The sequence below is a fragment of the Streptomyces sp. NBC_00104 genome, from assembly GCF_045160825.1.
GTDB lineage: Bacteria > Actinomycetota > Actinomycetes > Streptomycetales > Streptomycetaceae > Streptomyces.
Map to the genome: position 1 here is coordinate 1,230,326 of NZ_CP108215.1, position 16,988 is coordinate 1,247,313.

Genomic DNA, 16,988 nt, shown 5'->3' on the forward strand with positions numbered 1-16,988 from the left:
CAGCCGATTCGGCCCCCCTGGGCAACGGCGGCCTCGCCCACCGGATCAGACTGGTCGCCGTCGGCGTTCAGCAAGTCAGGCCCCATGGCTCCCCGCCTCGGCCTGTTCCCCGCGGGTCAGCGGGACACCGTAGTCCTTCGCCAGGAATTCGCTCACGCGTCGGGCGTACTCCTGCGGTGCCACCACATGGCTGGCCGGATGCCGGCCCCTCGACACCCGCCAGGTCTCCGCGTGGCCGGCCCAGTGGTCCTCGACGAATCGACGGCTGACCCGCGCGTCGAACAGCGACTCCCGCTCGCCCACGATGTACAGCAGTGCCACCCCGGACTGCTGCCGGGCCGACCGGCGCGCGTGCCGGTACAGCGCCGGTGACCTCGTCCAGGCCGACACGGCGGACGCCGTCGCCCGGTCGGCCAGCGCCCGCGGTGTCCGCCAACGGGCGCCCTGGCGCTCCCGGCGCAGCTGATCGCCGAGCATGTCCTTCCAGCGCACCAGCGGAGTGGAGTCGAGAATCAGGGCGGGGTGGCGTGCCGCGCCGGACGGCCTGCCCAGGTGCGCGAGGGCCATGTTGCCGCCGAAGGAACAGCCGAGCAGTGCCACCCGTTCGGCCAGCGGCGGGGTGTCCGCGAAGCGCCTTCGTACCCGGTCCGACACGGCCTCCAGGTCCGCCAGCGGGTCCCACAGACTGCCGCGCAACCTGCGGCGGGAGGCATCGCTCTCGCCGCAGCCTTGATCCATCGTCTCGGACTACAAGCTGAGCGCGTCCTCCGCGTTACCCACCCACGCGGTCACGGAGTTCTTGTCGGAGACGTACAGGCCGGGGGTCGACACCTTGAGTGGCGTCTGCTCCAGATCGGACTCGGTGTTCATGGTCATCGCGATCGAGTCGACGGTCTTCCCTGTGCCGTCGTCGACACCGCCCATGAGCCCGGCGTATGCCGACTCGCCCGCCTCCAGCCTGGACGCGTCTTCGATACCGGGGGCCTCGCCTCGCTCCGTGGCCTGCCCATCCAGATCACCGAAGGTCACGACCGGATGGCCCAGCACCTTGCACGCCTTGGTTCCCTTGTTGGTGATCTTCAGCAGGTAGCTACTGGTCGTGGACTCCGCCAGGGTCGCGGTGAACTTCACGTCGAAGGTGCTGCAGGGAAAGACGTCGTAGTCGGGGTCGGGCGACGAGCCGTCCCCGCCGCTGGGCGAGCCCTTGCCTGCGGACGCCGACGGTGTCGACGGCTTCACAGACTCCGTCGTGCTCGCGGTGGGCCCCTCGCCCCCGCTCGACGCGTCGTCCTCGGCAGGGCCACAGGCAGTCAGGACCAGGCCGGACACGACGGCGAGACCCACAACAGCTCTACGAACAGTACTCATGGTGATGTTCCCCCCCGATGGTGAAGCACTAAATGCGCTGACAAAGCACAAGATCACACGGTAGTTTCACAATCCTGTGACGGCCGCTTGCCGAAACCACCACAGTTGCCGGTCCCCCGCACAGCCGGCAGCAGCAAGCGACACATCTCATGCACACACCCGGGCGGCGTTGTCAGTGGCGGGTGGCAGCATCTGGCACATGACGGACATCACGGCATTCGACTGGCGGCCCTTCCTGCTCAGGTGGAGCGGCGAGTGGGCAGATTCCCTGCCGGACGGCGAGACGCGGGGCGAGGACGACGAGGCCGCGCTACGGGCGCGGTGGCTGGGATTCCCACCCGCGTCGCAGGAGCGGATCGCAGCGATGGAGGAGCGCCTCGGCCGACGGATGCCCCCGTCGTACCGGGAGTTCCTCAAGGTCAGCGACGGATGGCGGCACGCGGGCGGGTTCGTGTGGCTGCTGGCGGGGACCGAGGACGCGCACTGGCACCACAACGAGTCGGGGCTCGCGGACATGTTCGAGGAGTATCTGGACGAGGACGCCGGGCCCGAGGAACGGCGGGAGGCGGACCTCTGGCGGCGCGGGCTGCAGCTCGACGTCGAATCCGACGTCACCCACGTCCTCCTGGATCCCGAGGACGTGGGTGAGGACGGTGAGTGGGCCGTGTACACGTGGGCGAGCTGGCGGGCCGAACCGCCCGAGCGGCACGCGAACTTCCTTGAGTTCATGCGGGACATGTACCGGGAGTTCCACAGCCTGCGTGCGCACCGGAGCGACGGGGAGCCGGTGTTCGCCAACGACACGACGCGAAAGCTGGACGCTCGGGTGGAGGAGGTCCGGCTGGAGGCGCTGCGCGGCGACTGGGAACGGGCCGTGAAGGCTCTGGACGAGGCCAAGGAGTACGGCAGACCACGGGCCGCCGGGCTGGGCGACCAGATACGCCGGCTACTCGGTGAGACCTACATGGTGTACTTCGACGGCCTGGTGACGGACCCGCGATACGCGCGCGAGCTGCTGCCACCGCTGGTCGCCGAGCATGCGGCGCACTCGTACCGGGACGACTCCACGCTGACGTACCACCTGCGGGGCGCCGACGACGACCTGGTGGCCCTGGCCTACGCGACGCTGGATCAGGTGCGGAACGGCACGTACCGGTACACGGCGGCCGGACCGTTCGGGGAAGCGGTCGCGCGGGCGCGGGAGCTGGCACGGTGGGGGGACACCGACGGGGCGTGGGGGACGCTGAGGGACGCCGTGCCCCTGTGGGAGCCGCTGGGACCGGACCATCTGGCGCCGCTGGGCTGGGTGGCCGACCCCGTGCTCGGGCCGCTGCTGACCCCGGAGCGGGGCCGGGAGCTGCTGTCCACGCCGAGGGGCGGTCAGGCCGGCGAGGCTCCGAGGCCGACGGCCGGGCTCGACCCGGGTGACCTGACGTGGCTCGCGGAGCCGGACCCGGGCAACAACCGCACCTCCTACCGGTTCGTCCTGGTGGAAGGGGTGGAGCCGGAGGAGTTGCCCGGACGGCTCGCAGACGGGGACGGGGACGGGGACGGCACCGTGCTGAACGAACCGATGACCCTCTGGGAGGCGCGCCGCAGATCGCTGCACAACAAGAGGGAGTTCTCGTCCTACGAGGACAGGGCTCTCATGGCGGTCGGCCGGGCCGGCACCGATTGGAGCTTCGCCTTCGACGGCGATCCCGCCCCGTTCAACCGCGAGCGGTTCGTCTCACCGGCCTCGGCCGCCAGCGCGGGCACCCGCGCGGTGGTGGTGTGGAGCGGCCTGAGGGCGGGGCACGGGGAGCCGTTCTTCCACCTTTCGGTGGCGCGAGACGGTGCCGAGCAGTACGCGGTCACCTACGCGGACGGAGAGGTCCGGTCAACCGGGGAGATACCGGGGGCGCTGGATCCCAGCCGGTTCTTCGGTGACCTGGAGGACGGCGCCGAGGTGGAACGGTCGCTGCTGCGAGCGGTGACCGGGGAGTTGGGTGCCTTTCTGCCACGTCATGCCGTCGTGAACGGACGGCTGCACACATTCACCACCCGTTCCTGGACGCGACCGCCGAGGGACGGCGAGTCGTACATGGTGATCCGCATGCACGGGGAAGCCGCGCGTCCGGCGGACGGCGAGCGGCCGGGAGACGACGGGCAGGGAAGCAGATAAAGACCGGCCAGGCCGCGCACATGCTCGATGCGGTGACATCTGACAGTACGAAGCCCTGGCACGTCAGAAGACGAACTCCCGGGGCCTACTTGTAGGTCGTCTCTAGTAGGTCGCCCCTTGCCATCGGATGTCCACCCGGAACCCGGCGAAATAGCCGCCGGTGTACCGCGAAATACCGTTGAAGGCTTCATGCCACTTACTGCGGCCCGGCACGAAGGACTCGTATCGATGAGAAGCCACTGCGCGAACTGGAGTCAGCTGGCCGGTCTGAGGATCACCGCCTGACCGCCCGCACTGGTCATGGCCACGCTCAGCACGGTGTCAGCGGTGACCGTCCGGGTGCTGACCACGGTGGGGGTCCCGTACGGGGAGGTCGCCGCCGTTCCGTCGGCGTAGACGGTGGCCGTGTAGGTGGTGCCGCTGTCGAGGAAGGACAGCGGGACGGAGAGGGTACGCGCGGTCTCGTTGTTCATCGCCCCGAGGAACCAGGTGGTGCCGCTGCGGCGGGCGACCGCGACGTACTCGTTGATGGACGCCGCCACGGTCGTGCTCTCGTCCCAGCTGGTGGGGACGGCGTCGAACCAGGCCAGGCCGGGCCAGTTGGAGGTGGTGGCGTAGGCGGAGGGCTTGGAGTACCAGTAGAGGAAGTTCAGGGGCTGGTAATAGACGGCGGCCATCGCCATCTGGTGGTTGTTGGTGGTCTTGTCGCGCGACTGGCCGTAGCAGATCGTGTAGTCCATCGGCCCGCCCACGTTGCGGGCGAAGGCGAGGTTCACGTTGTTGGTGGCGGTCGGGAACTGCTCGTTGCCCCGGACGCCTTCCAGGCTGATCCAGTTGGGGTAGGTGCGTTCGTAGCCCCAGGGCCGCACGTTGTCGTGCATGTCGATCAGCAGCCGGTGTTTGGCCGCGATCTTGGCCCAGGTGATGATCTGGTTGGTCATGGTCTGGGTGCCGTCGTTGATGAAGCCGAGTTTGATGCCGGCCACGCCCCAGCTCTTGTACAGGGCGAACAGCGACTCGGGGTCCGAGAGGGCCAGGCGGTTGACGTAGAGGAAGACGCCGACGCCCTTCTGGGTGGCGTAGGCGATGACGGCCGGCAGGTCGATGGCGCTGATCGGGGTGGTGGCGTCGGTTGTCGTGAACTCCGGCCCGTACCAGCCCGCGTCGTACTCGATGTACTGAAGGTTGCGGGCGACGGCGAAGTCCACGCCCTCGGTTCCGGCGGCGGTGGTCAGTTCGCAGCGGAACACCTTGCCCGGCTTGATCCACGACGTGTCGGTCAGGGCGTTGCCCGGCGCCAGGTTGAGGACCAGCTCGGCGTTGTCGATCAGCTCGCCGTGTTCGGAACCGAGCAGCATCACCCGCCACGGCGTGGTGAACGGCGTGGTGACCGTCGAAGTGTTCTGCACCGTGCCCGAACCCCGCGCCGTCTTCTTCATCAGGTACGTCTTCAGGGTGTTGGGCTGCCCGGAGACCGAACTGAGCATCGAGCGCGGGTAGTTCACGCGGGAGGATTCACAGATGGTGGCGACGAGCCCGCTGTCCAGGGTGACCAGCAGCGGCAGGTCGGTGAGGGGGCCCGTGTCGGTGCCGGAGGTGCCGGTGGACGGGATGGCGTCCGGGGCGACCGGGCTGTAGGCGGCCTCGTCGCGGGCGCTGTACACCAGGGTGTTGGAGGGGAAGACGAAGGTGGTCAGCTCGTCGGCGATGGTGGCGCTGCCCGTGTCCAGCAGGACGTAGCGCAGCGCGACACCGGTGTTGTAGGCGCGGAGCTGGACGCTGAAGTTGATGCCGCTGGTGTCGTCCCGGAGATTCCAGCGCATCTCCTGGTGGTGGTCCCGGACGGTCGCGTTGCGGCCGAAAGTGGGAGTCCAGGTGGAGTCCCTGGTCCAGTGCTGGTAGTTGGTCACCGTCGTGTTGCTCCGGCCCAGCGTGGTGCCGTTGCTCAGCTGCAGGCCCAGCACCGAGGGGCCGGCGACGGTCGTGCCGTTGCGCTTGGCCGACCACTGGAGCACTCCGCCGACCAGGGACATCGTGATCTTGTTCTTGCCGTCAGGTGAGGTGGCGGTGATCGAGGCGTCCGCCGCCTCTGCCGCACCCGCGGCACCGAGGCCGAGGGCCACGCTCCCGGCCGTGATCGCCGCGCCCTTGAGGAGCCCTCGGCGTGACAATGCCCCCGCATGCCCGGGTTGCTGACCGTCGGGCAGGTCCTGGCCTTCAGAGGTTGCCATAGGGTGCACCTTTCCGAACAGAATTGAACAGGAGTGAACGCTTTCAGGCGAGCAGGGGCTGTTTTACGCCACCTTGATCGTTCGGGTCAATGCTCGGAGCAAAGATTTTCAGGACGGGGGGATGCCCGTTGCGGCCCGGGACAGATGGGCAGATCGGCCCAGTTTGGCTCTCCCCTCCGATACCGTCCTCTGTCTCTGACGAGGACGAGGCCGAGGACCTGATCGTCTTCGAGCCCTTCGTGCACGCCGCGAACTGCCTTGAGGCGATCGGCGTATCGGATGGTGAGTACACGGCGGGGTACTCGCCGGATGGTGGCGTGTTGGCTCTGACTGCTTCCGGGGGCCGGAGGGCTCGGTCGTGCCGACCAGGACCGGCAAGGGCGACCTGGCCGACCTGGAGCGGAGCGGGGCCCGCTAATTGGTCCCACCGGAGTGCGCAAGGCGCAGGCCGGCGGGGTGGGGTCGGCATCGCCTGACGCGGCCCCGGTGGCGGCGGCGGTGGGGCCATCGAACGCAGCCAGATCACGGGGCAGGCCGTGCGGCCAATGGCCCAGGACAGCCACCCGGAAAGCGACCTCTGCAGAGGAGCCACCCGTCTCCGACAGGACCAGCGGCTCGCCCTGTGAGATCCGTCCGTTCCGGTTCGCCGACGCGGCGGTTACGACGATCAGCAGGAGAGAATGACATGCGGGGGAAATGTAAAGAGAAGGGGGCAACTGTGGGAGCGGACTGGGTAGTTGGGGGCGGCGGGAACGGGGCTCCGTTGCTGGGCCGCTCCGTCGAACTGGCCCGGTTCGACGCGCTGCTCGACCGTGTTGCAGGCGACGCGCGCGGCCCGGCCGGGGGCGAGGAGTTCCATGACGACGGCCGTTCCCGGCTCGTCGACATCACCGGTGAGGCCGGTATCGGCAAGAGTCGGCTGCTCGGCGAGGTCTGCGCACGGGCGCGCCGACGCGGAATGACGGTACTGCGCGGCAGAGCCACGGAGTACGAGCGGCGGGTGCCGTTCCAGGTGTTCACCGACGCGCTCGCCCACCTCGCCCCGCACGCCCTGGACGGCTTCCCGGAGACCGAAGCGGTGGCGCCCCTCCTTCAGCGGAGCGGCGCGGTCGACCGTTTCGGACTGCACCGGTCCACGGCCGTCCTGCTCGCCCGGCTCGCCGCCCCGTCCGGGCTGCTGCTGGCCCTCGACGACCTGCACTGGGCGGACCCGGCGTCACTGGAGCTGCTGGACCATCTCGTACGCCATCCCGTGCACGCTCCCGTCGTCCTGGCCGTGACACGCCGTGACCGCCAGAGTCCCGAGTCCCTCGCCGCCAGGCTCACCCGAGGACTCGACACCGGCACGGTCGTCAGACTCGGCCTGAGACCGCTGAGCGCACGCGACTGCGCCGAACTGGCCGGCCCCGGCCTGCCGCCCGCCGAGGCGGCCGCGCTGTACGCCGCGAGCGAGGGCAACCCGTTCTACTTCCTGACCCTCCTTCAGGCCCACCGTGAGGGTACGACGCCCGAGTCCTCGGCGCCGCCCGGGCTCGGCACCCTGTTGCTGGACGAACTCGCCGTGCTCGCCCCCTCCCGGCGCGGCATCGTCGAGGCCGTGGCGGTACTGGGCGAGCACGCCACCCCGGCGATGGTGAGCCGGGTGACCGGCCGCTCCGGCACCGCGTTCACCGACGACGTCCACGCTCTCACCCGCCGCGACCTGCTGCGCCCCGCCCCGCAAGGCTTGTTGACCCTGCGGCATCCGGTCGTGCGCACCCTCGTCCACGAAAGCACGCCCTTCTTGAGGCGCGTCGAGATTCACCGACTCGCCGCGCGGGAACTGGCCCGCGTCGGCGCCTCGGCCGCCGAGCGAGCCCACCATGTGGAACAGTCGCTGACCGCCTGGGACCCGGCAGCGGTGGCCGTGCTCGACGAGGCCGCCGCACGAACCGCCCGAACGGCCCCGGCGAGCTGCGCCCACTGGCTCGATGTGGCACTCCGCCACCTTCCGGACACTCCGGAACACGCCGCCCGGCGGCGTGAGTTGGTCCTGCGGCGGGCCCGCGCACTGGCCGCGTGCGGTGGCCTGCGCGAGAGCCGCGATCTGCTCCAGGAGCTGATCGCCACCCCGCAGCGGTCCCCCGGTGGCCCGACCGCCGGCGAGGACCAGGACCTCAGAGTGCGCGCGGTCGTCCTGTGCGCGCTGGTGGAGCGTCATCTGGGACGCTCCACCGAGGCCGTCGCGCTGTTGCGCCGCGAGCTGGCCCACGGCCCCGCGCCGAGCCACGTCGTCCGGCTCGGCCTGGAGCTCGGCTCGGCCGCGCCCCTGGACAGCGACACCTCGTACGCCCAGGTGCGCACCGAGGTCGAGGCGGCCCTCGCGGCGGCCAGGTCCACGGGGGCCGAGGTCGGGGAGGCGGGCGTCCTCGCCGTCGCCGCCCTGGGAGAGGCGTACGAGGGCAACATGACTGCGGCGCACCGGCTCGCCCGGCAGGCCGCCGCCCTGGTCGACTCACTGCCCGACAACGACCTCACCGCACTGTGCGAACCACTGGCCCGGCTCGGCTGGGCGGAGGCGTTCCTGGAGCACTACCCGGACGCGGAGCGGCACGCCGAGCGCGGCCTCGACATCGCCCGCCGAAGCGGTCAGCTCTATGTCGTGCCCCATCTGCTGCTGTGCCTGTCCCATGTCCGGATCCAGACCTGCCGGATCCCCTCGGCGCTGGAACTCGCCGACCAGGCCGAGGACATCGCCCGCGGGATCGGCAGCGACCAGTTGCTCGCGTTCGTACTGGCGAGCAAGGCCGCGGCGCTCGTCGCCGTCTGCCCGCCGGGCGATCCGCGCCCCCTCGCCGTCGCCGAGGAGGGGGTGGCCGCGGCCGGTAACGGGGTCGACTGGTGGGCCTCCACGGCCTGGTGCATCTTCGGCTGGGCCGCGCTCATGGCCGGCGATCCGGTCCGTGCCCGGGACGCGATGCTCCAGGCGGGCGGCCCCGAACTGCAGCGGATCCAGCCCTCGATGCGGCCGCTGTACCTGGAGATCCTGGTCACGTCCGCCCTGGTGACGGGAATGTCCGAGGAGGCCCGTGGCTGGGCCGAGCGGGCCCGTAAGGAGGCGGAACAACTGGGGCTGCCGATGCAGCGGGCCTCCGCGCTGCGCAGCACCGCCCATCTGCCGCTGGCGCAGGGGGACACGGCAGCGGCGGCGGACCTGTTCGCGGAGGCCGCGGCGGAGAGCGCCCGCTGCGGCGCGGTCTTCTGGGAGGCCCACTCCCTGCTGCTCGGCGCCCCACTGGAAGCGGCGGCGGGCCGCGGCCGGGGCGCCACTCACGCCTGGCTCAGGGGGCGCCGGCTCGCCGAGGCGGGCGGCAGCGGAATGCTGGTCGGCCTCGCCGACGCCACCCGTCCGCCCGGTGGCGGCTCCGAGGCTCCGTACGGTTCCCCGGACCGCACCGAACTCACCGAACGGCTGGCCACCCTGACCGCCCGGGAGCTGGAGATAGCCGAACTGGTGGCGCAGGGGCTCACCAGCCAGGCCATCGCCGACCGGCTCTACGTCAGCCGGCGCACCGTCGAGACCCATGTCTCCCGCACCTTCCGCAAGACCGGGGTCTCCTCGCGTACCGCCCTGGCCACGCTGATGGCCCGCCGCCGCAGCGGGAGCCGTTTCGGGGACGCCCGCGCGGAGCAGGGCTGAGCGTGGTCCAGGTGCCCTCGGCGGTGATCAGTGAGCCTCTGCGAACCGGCACCGCGGTCTCGGCCGGGAAGCTGCCTACCTGACGTCGACGAAGTCGCCGGGCGCCGTCGCGGAGCCGGTCGTGGTGGTGCCGGCGAAGACGAAGCGGTAGTAGCCGTCGGAGCCTGCCTTGGTGGTGGTGCTCAAGGTGCCGGTGCCGTTGGTCTTGACCGTCTTGAGGGTGGTGTAGGTGCTGCTGCCCTTCTTGCGGAACTGCAACTGCACCGGCTGGGTCGCGTATCCCGCGTACTTGCCCGTCGTCCAGTTGGCGCGACTCAGCTTGCCGGTGACCGTGATGGTCCTGCCCTTCTTCACCGGCTCCGGGGAGGCGTTGGCGGTCAGCTTGGCGGCACGCTTGATCTTGGTCCTGGCGACGTCGTCGTCGTAACTGGCGTTCGCGTAGAGGTCGTAGGCGCCAAGGAAGACTTTCCAGGTCCCCGCGGTGCCGTTGCCGTCCTTGAAGGCGACCGCGGGGTCGATGGTGAAGACCGTCTTGCAGCTGTAGCTGTAACCGCCCTGGACCGGCGTCTCCGTGCAGGTGGGGTAGGCGTCCGACTCCAGGGCGCCGGTGATGGTGTCCGTGTTCGAACTGTCGGTGCCCTGCCACAGGAAAGCCTGGGTGATGGCCACGCCTTCCTCGTCGAAGGCGGTGAACGTGACGGGAACGGCCTTCTTGCCCGTCACCCCGAGAACGATGTCCTTGCCCTTGTTGACGACCCCGTCCTTGAAGGTGGTGCCGCCGAGCGCGTCCTGCGGCTGGACGTTCTCCGAGGCGAAGGCTCTGAGATCCGTCGCCGCCCCAGAGTGCCCCGCTGCCTGGGCGGCACCCGGAAGAACGAGCGCCGAGAGTACGACGGCGCCGGAAAGGACGGTGGCCGTGGTGTGTATACGCATGTGATTCCCCCCATGATGAGGTCGGGTGGCCCTGCCGAACTGTCCTTGTGGCAGGGCCTGTTGAGGTGGTGAAGAGGTCGGTGCACGCCCGGCCCCCTCGGAAGAGGCTCAGGGCGTGGGAGAGCGGAGGACATCGTTGATGTCGAAGCTGTAGTCGGGCGTCGGGTAGAGGTCCGTCGGCTGGGAGCGCCGTGTGGGGACATCGGCCGGGTCGGCGGCGGGCTTGTTGTCCGGGCCGCACACCTGCGGTGCCGAGGGCTCGGACAGTTCGTAGTCGGCGACCGGCTGCGACCGGAAGCCCACCGTGGCGCGACCCCAGAGGTCCTCGCCGCCTCCCCGACCTCGACCGCCTTGGGCAGTTCCTTGCTCTTGAGCGGCTTGCCTGCGGTGACCGAGAGGAGGGAGCCCTCGCAGGGGCTGCGGTCCGTCGCGTAGAGGGACGCGGGCAGGGCGATCTTCCGCTCGGCGCTCGCGTCCGCATGGAGTTCGACGCGTTTCACCCGGCGGATGCCGAAGTAGTAGTCGGGTCGCGTCCCGGCCGGGCGCCGATCGCCGTCGGCGCCGTTCGCGACTCCGTACACCAGCTTCCAGACCTCGACCTGCACGGTGATCTTCCGGCAGGGCGGGCGTTGCACCCCGGCAGACTGACAACCTTCAGTCCGTCGCCCTCGTAGTTCTCCCCGGGTGTGTCGACGACGAGCTGAACCCACTCCTTGCATTCCTCGGCCGTCCACCCCTCGTTGTCGTGGCAGCCTGCCGCCCCGGGGCGATGCCCGGGACAACCGAGATGCCGCCCCCCTGGAGCAGGCTCAGCGCACCGTTCAGCAGGCTCAGCGCATCGAGGACGATGGCTGTGGCACGTACCCCGTTCGACCGCTCGCCCGCGAAAACGCCGCACAGCGGGAGCGCCCCCGCGATCAGCAGCGACAACACCGCCACGAACCGGAGCAATCCGAACCCCTCGTCCTGACCGTGGTCCGCCGCGTCGTTCTCCACGGCCGGCAACAGGGGGCCGGCCGCCAGGCTCAGCACAGCCTGGACCCGTACCCCACCATCGCCGACCTGCCATTCTTCGGCATCCGCGCTTTCACGCCCGGTGTCGTCATGAACGCAAGGAAACAGCACAGGTGTCAGGGGCGCGTCGGTAGGAGTACGTATTCCACATACGTATGTGCCATGGATGCCTGTCGCCTTGACCTCCTCCGCCGTCGCTTCGGCACGCGGAAACACACTGCCTGCTCTTGGCGCCGAGGAGTCGCCTCCATGCCGTACGACCGTTGGCACACGTCGCGCCCGAAGCCCGGACGAGGCCCGCGGGCACGAGAACCGTGGCTCCTTGTAGCACCCGGTGACCGTCCTGGAGCCATGAGCGCCCAACCCGAGAACACCCCACGTGATCTGCGCACCAGATCCAAAGAGATCATGGACGCCGTCCGGAGTGGCCAGTCCTTCACCGTCACCCGCGACGGCCACCGCATCGGCGAGCTGATCCCCTTGCGCCGACGCCGACGCTTCGTCCCGCGCGGCGAGTTCGCCGCCATGTTCCGCACCGCCCCGGACGTTTCCCTGGACGCCTTCCGTCCCGACCGGGACGCCACCGCCGAGTCGCAAACCAGGCGCGGTGCCTGTCTCTTGCCGCTCTCCGGTCATGCCCTTGAGACTGTCGGGATGATCGCTTGGTTTGCGTGGGCCGGTTACGTCCTGGGTTATGCGGCCCTCGTGGCGGGAGCCGTGGCGCTCGACGGCAGGGTCCGCACGAAGGCCGTCGCGGAGGCGCTGGCCCGCTACGAGGCCGCGAAACCGGATCCCGCCGACGCCGTACCGGACGACGACCTCCGGCTGGGGATCGCCGGCGTCGCCGTCCTCGTGCAGGGGGACGGCGGAACCCATCGCGCGTTCTGGACGGTGATCATCGACACGGTGGCACGCGGGGTCCTGGAGCCGGGCACGACGTACGACGGAAAGCCGACCCTGCGGCACTCGGCCTCCCATCGGACACCCGCGCCCGACGCCTCGGACACGGAGCGGCAGAATGGTCCCTCGCGTCCTACCGGAACCCCGCTGCCGTGGCCCCGCACAGCGTCACGCACCCGCTTGCCCAGAACCTTCACGCGGAGGGGTACTTACGGGGCAGAGGGGTGTTCATCGACTTCAAGGCGCCTCGCCCAGTGTGGTCCTGGACGGTCGCCGTACTGACCCTGCCGCTCGCCGCGCTGATGGTGTTCCTCTTCCTGCACTGGCGGTACGGGCTGGTGGCGACGTGGACGGCGATCGCGATGGTCGTGGTCGCCTGGGTACTCACCATCTCGGACGACAACCCCGCCGCGCTGCGGCTGCCCGTGCTGACGGATCGCGGCGATCAGGCGGTCCGTCAGGCGCGGGCGCGTCACGCGCATCTGGACCCGGCGAAGCGGACCGAGCCGTACGCTCCCGGTGAGGCGGCGGCCGCCTACGCCGTCTTCGGCCCGGAGGCGTACAACCACTTCGCCTCACACACGCCTGGTTTCTCCGCCGCGGTCGACAAAGGCACCGACGAAGGCGAACAGAACAAGGCCGCCGAGGAACGGCAGCGCAGCCGGACCGACTTCAACGGGTGAGAGTGCCGTTCCCTTGGCCTACAGTTCGGTTCATGGGGGCGACGATCTGGAGTGGGGTCCGCGAGCGGGTAGAGGCTCTGGCCGGGGTGGATGAGGCACGGCAGGTCTTCGGGGCCCGGAGCCTGTCCGGGGGAGCGGGTCATCACTTCCGGTTCATGGATCCGCTGTCGGAGGCGGAGGTCTCCGAGGCGGAGGCCCAGTGGGGTGTCTCGCTGCCGGCGGAGTACCGGGGCTTCCTTCTCGAAGTCGGTGCCGGCGGTGCGGGGCCGGGCTACGGGCTCAGCATCCTGCGTCGGACGGCAGCAGGATGGCTGTGGAGCAATGTGGATCTCGCCATGCGCCACGACTACCTGGGGCTTCCGTTTCTGACGGGGGACGAACGATGGCGTGTTCTGGGCGAGCACGACGACAGGCAGCCACTGCCTTCCGCCTTCGACGACGAAGAGGCGTACTTCGCGGCATACAGCGCCTGGATGACAGCGGGTGACGAACTCTTCGACTGGGTCACCCGCGGTGCGTTGAAGCTCAGTCACGAGGGCTGCGGTTACTGCTACTGGCTCGTCCTGACAGGCCCGGAGCGTGGCGGCATGTGGAGGGACGACCGCCCCGGGGACGGTGAGTTCAGCCCCCTCGGGACGCCACAGACGCCGGTCGGATTCGCACGTTGGTACCTCCAGTGGGTGGAGGGCGCCGAGGCCGCCGCGCGTCGCCCGCTCCGGCGTCCGCGATAGGAGGCGGTGCTGGGGAGCGTGGTTGAACTCGTATGCGTTGCGGTTGTGGACGCTCACGTTTGACTGACGCCGAACCCACCTGAGGTGGGGAATGACATGTGGTGCGGCCGGACACCCCGCCTACAGTCCCCCTACCGTCCACTACCCGAGGAACGACAGGCGAACGTGACGGTTGACGTTGTCCTTGTTGGTATCCACCAGGCACACCGACTGCCACGTCCCCAGTTCCAGCCGCCCGGCGATGACCGGCAGTGTGGCGTGCGGCGGGACGAGGGCGGGGAGGACGTGGTCGCGGCCGTGGCCGGGCGTGCCGTGGCGGTGCTGCCAGCGGTCGTCGGCGGGGAGGAGGTCACGGAGGGCGGCGAGGAGGTCGTCGTCGCTGCCGGCGCCCGTTTCGATGATGGCGATGCCGGCCGTGGCGTGCGGGACGAAGACGTTGAGGAGACCGTCCCGGCCGGCGGCCGCCTCGCGGAGGAACGCCTCGCAGTCGCCGGTGAGGTCGACGACCCGCTCGCGGGAGCCGGAGGCGATGTTCAGGACTCGGGTGGTGAAGGCATCGGACATGCTTCCATCCTCGCGCACCGCGTGGGCGTCACACGGGAGCGACCGCCCGCACCACAGCCGGGATCGGGCGCACCCTGTGCTACACGGCGTCCACTTCGCGAGACACCATTGACCGTGTGCGGACCAGCTGGCTAATTTCGCCGCATGTTGCGTTCAGCCCTGCTCACTTCGCGCGGTCACATCGACCTGCTGCGGGTGGCCTCCGCCGCATGTCGCCGCGGCTGCTGACGCCTCTTCGCCTGTTTTCACCTCCCCCTCGGCCCTGCGCGCCGCCCCACCCGCACCTCTGACCAGCCGGGTCCACTGAGCGATCCGTCGGCCTGTGTCCGACGCGGCGACGCCGCACGTCCGCCCCCACCCACCGGCGCTCTCCTCCCGTGGAGCTCTCATGAGCATCAGTCATGCCCCACCCGATTCCGGTGAGACGGATATTCCGGATATGGGCCGTGCCGAGAACAGCTCGCCAGGCTCTCTCAGCACTCCAGCCTCTCCAGCCTCTCCTGGTTCACCCGGCTCCACCGTTTCTCTCCGCCTCGGACCCGACCTCGCCCCCGTCGTCCCCAGCTCCACCCGCCGCACCCGCGTCCCCCGCTGGCTACGGCGCACCTCCGGCCCGCTCCTGTTGCTCACGCTCTGGCAACTCCTCAGCGTCACCGATGTGTTGACCGCCGACGTGCTGGCCTCTCCGGGGCGGATCGCGCAGGTGGGCGGAGACGTGATCGCTGACGGCTCGCTGCCCTCCGCGATGGGAACGTCGTTGCAGCGGGTCGCGCTCGGGTTGCTGTTCGAGACCGTCGTCGGCACCGGACTCGCCCTGGTCTCAGGGCTGTTCCGGGCCGGTGAGGACCGTCCTGCTCGGCCTGCCGGGCAGGCCCGAACGCTCCCTCGCCGTCGCGTCCCTCGAGAAGGCCGGGCTGAAGTTCAGCGACGTCAAGGTCAAGTACCTCCAGCCGGCCGACGCGCTCGCCGCGTTCACCTCCGGCAAGGTCGACGCCTGGGCGGTGTGGGACCCGTACACCTCGCAGGTGCTCAAGGCCCAGCAGGGGCGCGTCCTGACGACGGGGGACGGGATCACCAACGGCCTCACCTTCCAGGTGGCGGCGCCCACCGCGCTCGCGGACGGGAAGAAGTCCGCCGCGATCAAGGACTACTTGGAGCGGTTGCGGCGCGCCTACACGTGGGTGTACTCGCACGAGGAGGAGTGGGCGAAGGTCTGGGCGAAGGACACCGGGCTGCCCGAGGACGTGGCGCTGGCAGCGGTGAAGCGCACCTACACCACCCGGGTCCCGGTCGCCGTGGACGAGCCGCTCATCGCCTCCGAGCAGGAGATCGCCATGCCGAGGTCGCGAACCTGATCGAGGAGTACAACGCGCTGGGCGTGGAGCACTTCGTGCTCTCCGGCTACCCGCATCTGGAGGAGGCGTACTGGTTCGGGGAAGGCGTGATTCCGGAGCTGGCGGCGCGCGGACTGCTGGCGGGCGCCGGCTCGACTGCGGCCGGGGCGCCGCTTATCGTGGCCGGCGGGCGCTGACCTTCGGAGGTCGCCGGGAAGACGGGAAGATCCGAGGCACCCTCCCCGTTGGTAGAAGCGTGAACAACACGCGTGAGGTCGAGGTAGTCGTCATAGGCGCCGGCCAGGCAGGTCTGGCCGCCGCCTATCACCTGCGCCGCACCGGTTTCGAGCCGGAGCGCGACTTCGTGGTGCTGGACCACTCCCCCGGCCCGGGCGGCGCCTGGCAGTTCCGCTGGCCGTCGCTGACGTACGGCAAGGTGCACGGGATGCACGCGCTGCCGGGCATGGAGCTGACGGGGGCCGATCCGGCACGGCCGTCCGCCGAGGTCGTCAGGGAGTACTTCGACTCGTACGAGCACGCCTTCGACCTGCGGGTACGGCGCCCGGTGGACGTTCGCGCGGTGCGTGAGGGCGAGGGCGGACGGCTGCTGGTGGAGACCTCGGACGGTACGTGGTCGACGCGGGCGCTGATCAACGCGACGGGTACGTGGGACCGGCCGTTCTGGCCGCGCTACCCCGGCCAGGAGACGTTCCGTGGGCGGCAGTTGCACACCGCCCAGTACCCGGGGCCCGAGGAGTTCGCGGGGCTTCGGGTGGTCGTGGTGGGCGGGGGCGCATCCGGGACGCAGCATCTGCTGGAGATCGCGCGCTACGCCGCCGCGACGACCTGGGTGACGAGGCGTCCGCCCGTCTTCCGCGAGGGGCCGTTCGACGAGGGCGCGGGGCGGGCGGCCGTCGCCCTGGTGGAGGAGAGGGTGCGGCAGGGGCTGCCGCCGAAGAGTGTCGTGTCGGTGACGGGGCTGCCGCTCAACGACGCGATCCGCCAGGGCCTCGCGGACGGCGTCCTGGACAGGCTGCCGATGTTCGACAGGATCACACCCGACGGCGTGGAGTGGGACGACGGCCGTCGCGTGGACGCCGACGTCGTCCTCTGGGCGACCGGCTTCCGCGCCGCCGTCGACCACCTGGCCCCGCTGCGGCTGCGCGAGCCCGGCGGCGGCATCCGCGTCGACGCCACCCGCGCGATCGCCGACCCACGGATCCACCTGGTCGGCTACGGCCCCTCGGCGAGCACCATCGGCGCCAACCGCGCCGGCCGCGCGGCGGTGCGGGACATCAGGCGACTGCTGGCGAACGAGCCCGCCGCCGCCTGACGTTCCGAGCCGACTCGACAGAGGTCCCGAGCCGGCTCGACGGAGTTTCGAACC

The 16,988-nt window shown here is 70.2% G+C and carries 13 protein-coding genes and 4 pseudogenes; 10 read left to right on the forward strand and 7 right to left on the reverse strand.

Features of this window, described 5'->3' with window-relative positions; all coding sequences use genetic code 11:
• Window positions 1-75: 75 nt before the first annotated feature.
• Entirely contained in the window at window positions 76-738 is a 663-nt protein-coding gene (locus OG272_RS05265) for an alpha/beta fold hydrolase (RefSeq protein ID WP_405892683.1), read from the reverse strand.
• Window positions 739-747: 9 nt separating this feature from the next.
• Window positions 748-1,368: a DUF4232 domain-containing protein gene (locus tag OG272_RS05270; protein ID WP_327731013.1), complete on the reverse strand. Its 621-nt coding sequence runs from the start codon at window positions 1,366-1,368 to the stop codon at window positions 748-750.
• A gap of 199 nt (window positions 1,369-1,567) precedes the next feature.
• Between OG272_RS05270 and OG272_RS05275 the strand changes: the two genes are divergently transcribed.
• Window positions 1,568-3,532 carry an SMI1/KNR4 family protein gene (locus tag OG272_RS05275; protein WP_405892685.1) on the forward strand — a complete coding sequence of 655 codons (1,965 nt, stop codon included), beginning with the start codon at window positions 1,568-1,570 and terminating at the stop codon, window positions 3,530-3,532.
• A 254-nt stretch (window positions 3,533-3,786) separates the two neighbouring features.
• Here OG272_RS05275 and OG272_RS05280 read toward each other — a convergent pair whose 3' ends face one another.
• Window positions 3,787-5,763 (reverse strand): glycoside hydrolase family 97 catalytic domain-containing protein, encoded by a 1,977-nt coding sequence (locus OG272_RS05280; protein WP_327731011.1) that lies wholly within the window; start codon window positions 5,761-5,763, stop codon window positions 3,787-3,789.
• Between the two features lie 763 nt (window positions 5,764-6,526).
• On the opposite strand from OG272_RS05280, the gene OG272_RS05285 reads away from it, so the two are divergent.
• Window positions 6,527-9,442 carry an AAA family ATPase gene (locus OG272_RS05285; RefSeq protein WP_405895985.1) on the forward strand — a complete coding sequence of 972 codons (2,916 nt, stop codon included), beginning with the start codon at window positions 6,527-6,529 and terminating at the stop codon, window positions 9,440-9,442.
• A 75-nt stretch (window positions 9,443-9,517) separates the two neighbouring features.
• Here the strand turns inward: OG272_RS05285 and OG272_RS05290 are convergent, their stop codons facing one another.
• The 3 genes from OG272_RS05290 to OG272_RS05300 form a co-directional block, all read right to left on the reverse strand.
• Window positions 9,518-10,375 carry a hypothetical protein gene (locus tag OG272_RS05290; protein ID WP_327731010.1) on the reverse strand — a complete coding sequence of 286 codons (858 nt, stop codon included), beginning with the start codon at window positions 10,373-10,375 and terminating at the stop codon, window positions 9,518-9,520.
• A 108-nt stretch (window positions 10,376-10,483) separates the two neighbouring features.
• Window positions 10,484-10,678: a hypothetical protein gene (locus tag OG272_RS05295; RefSeq protein WP_327731009.1), complete on the reverse strand. Its 195-nt coding sequence runs from the start codon at window positions 10,676-10,678 to the stop codon at window positions 10,484-10,486.
• Between the two features lie 351 nt (window positions 10,679-11,029).
• Complete coding sequence (locus OG272_RS05300) at window positions 11,030-11,407, reverse strand: hypothetical protein (RefSeq protein WP_327750265.1); 378 nt, start codon at window positions 11,405-11,407, stop codon at window positions 11,030-11,032.
• A gap of 333 nt (window positions 11,408-11,740) precedes the next feature.
• Between OG272_RS05300 and OG272_RS05305 the strand changes: the two are divergent.
• The 3 genes and pseudogenes from OG272_RS05305 to OG272_RS05315 form a co-directional block, all read left to right on the forward strand.
• Window positions 11,741-11,983: pseudogene (locus OG272_RS05305) on the forward strand (type II toxin-antitoxin system Phd/YefM family antitoxin); the annotation flags it as partial.
• A 560-nt stretch (window positions 11,984-12,543) separates the two neighbouring features.
• The gene (locus OG272_RS05310) at window positions 12,544-12,972 is read left to right on the forward strand and encodes a hypothetical protein (RefSeq protein WP_405892687.1); all 429 of its coding nucleotides are present in this window, start codon (window positions 12,544-12,546) and stop codon (window positions 12,970-12,972) included.
• Between the two features lie 32 nt (window positions 12,973-13,004).
• Window positions 13,005-13,703 carry an SMI1/KNR4 family protein gene (locus tag OG272_RS05315; protein ID WP_405892689.1) on the forward strand — a complete coding sequence of 233 codons (699 nt, stop codon included), beginning with the start codon at window positions 13,005-13,007 and terminating at the stop codon, window positions 13,701-13,703.
• A 141-nt stretch (window positions 13,704-13,844) separates the two neighbouring features.
• On the opposite strand, the gene OG272_RS05320 is transcribed toward OG272_RS05315, so the two are convergent.
• On the reverse strand, window positions 13,845-14,267 hold the full coding sequence (locus OG272_RS05320) for a secondary thiamine-phosphate synthase enzyme YjbQ (protein ID WP_326584710.1): 423 nt from the start codon (window positions 14,265-14,267) through the stop codon (window positions 13,845-13,847).
• 144 nt (window positions 14,268-14,411) lie between these two features.
• Between OG272_RS05320 and OG272_RS05325 the strand changes: the two genes are divergently transcribed.
• The 5 genes and pseudogenes from OG272_RS05325 to OG272_RS05345 all read left to right on the forward strand — a co-directional run bounded on the left by OG272_RS05325 (window position 14,412) and on the right by OG272_RS05345 (window position 16,934).
• Window positions 14,412-14,495, forward strand: a complete 84-nt coding sequence (locus tag OG272_RS05325; RefSeq protein WP_383991831.1) for a putative leader peptide — start codon at window positions 14,412-14,414, stop codon at window positions 14,493-14,495.
• Window positions 14,496-14,655: 160 nt separating this feature from the next.
• Window positions 14,656-15,153: pseudogene (locus OG272_RS05330) on the forward strand (ABC transporter permease); the annotation flags it as partial.
• Window positions 15,154-15,157: 4 nt separating this feature from the next.
• Window positions 15,158-15,601, forward strand: a pseudogene (locus tag OG272_RS05335) (ABC transporter substrate-binding protein); the annotation flags it as partial.
• Window positions 15,601-15,798 (forward strand): annotated as a pseudogene (locus OG272_RS05340) (alkanesulfonate monooxygenase); the annotation flags it as partial. The pseudogenes OG272_RS05335 and OG272_RS05340, both read left to right, overlap by 1 nt.
• A gap of 59 nt (window positions 15,799-15,857) precedes the next feature.
• Window positions 15,858-16,934 (forward strand): NAD(P)-binding domain-containing protein, encoded by a 1,077-nt coding sequence (locus tag OG272_RS05345; RefSeq protein ID WP_327731006.1) that lies wholly within the window; start codon window positions 15,858-15,860, stop codon window positions 16,932-16,934.
• Window positions 16,935-16,988 lie beyond the last annotated feature (54 nt).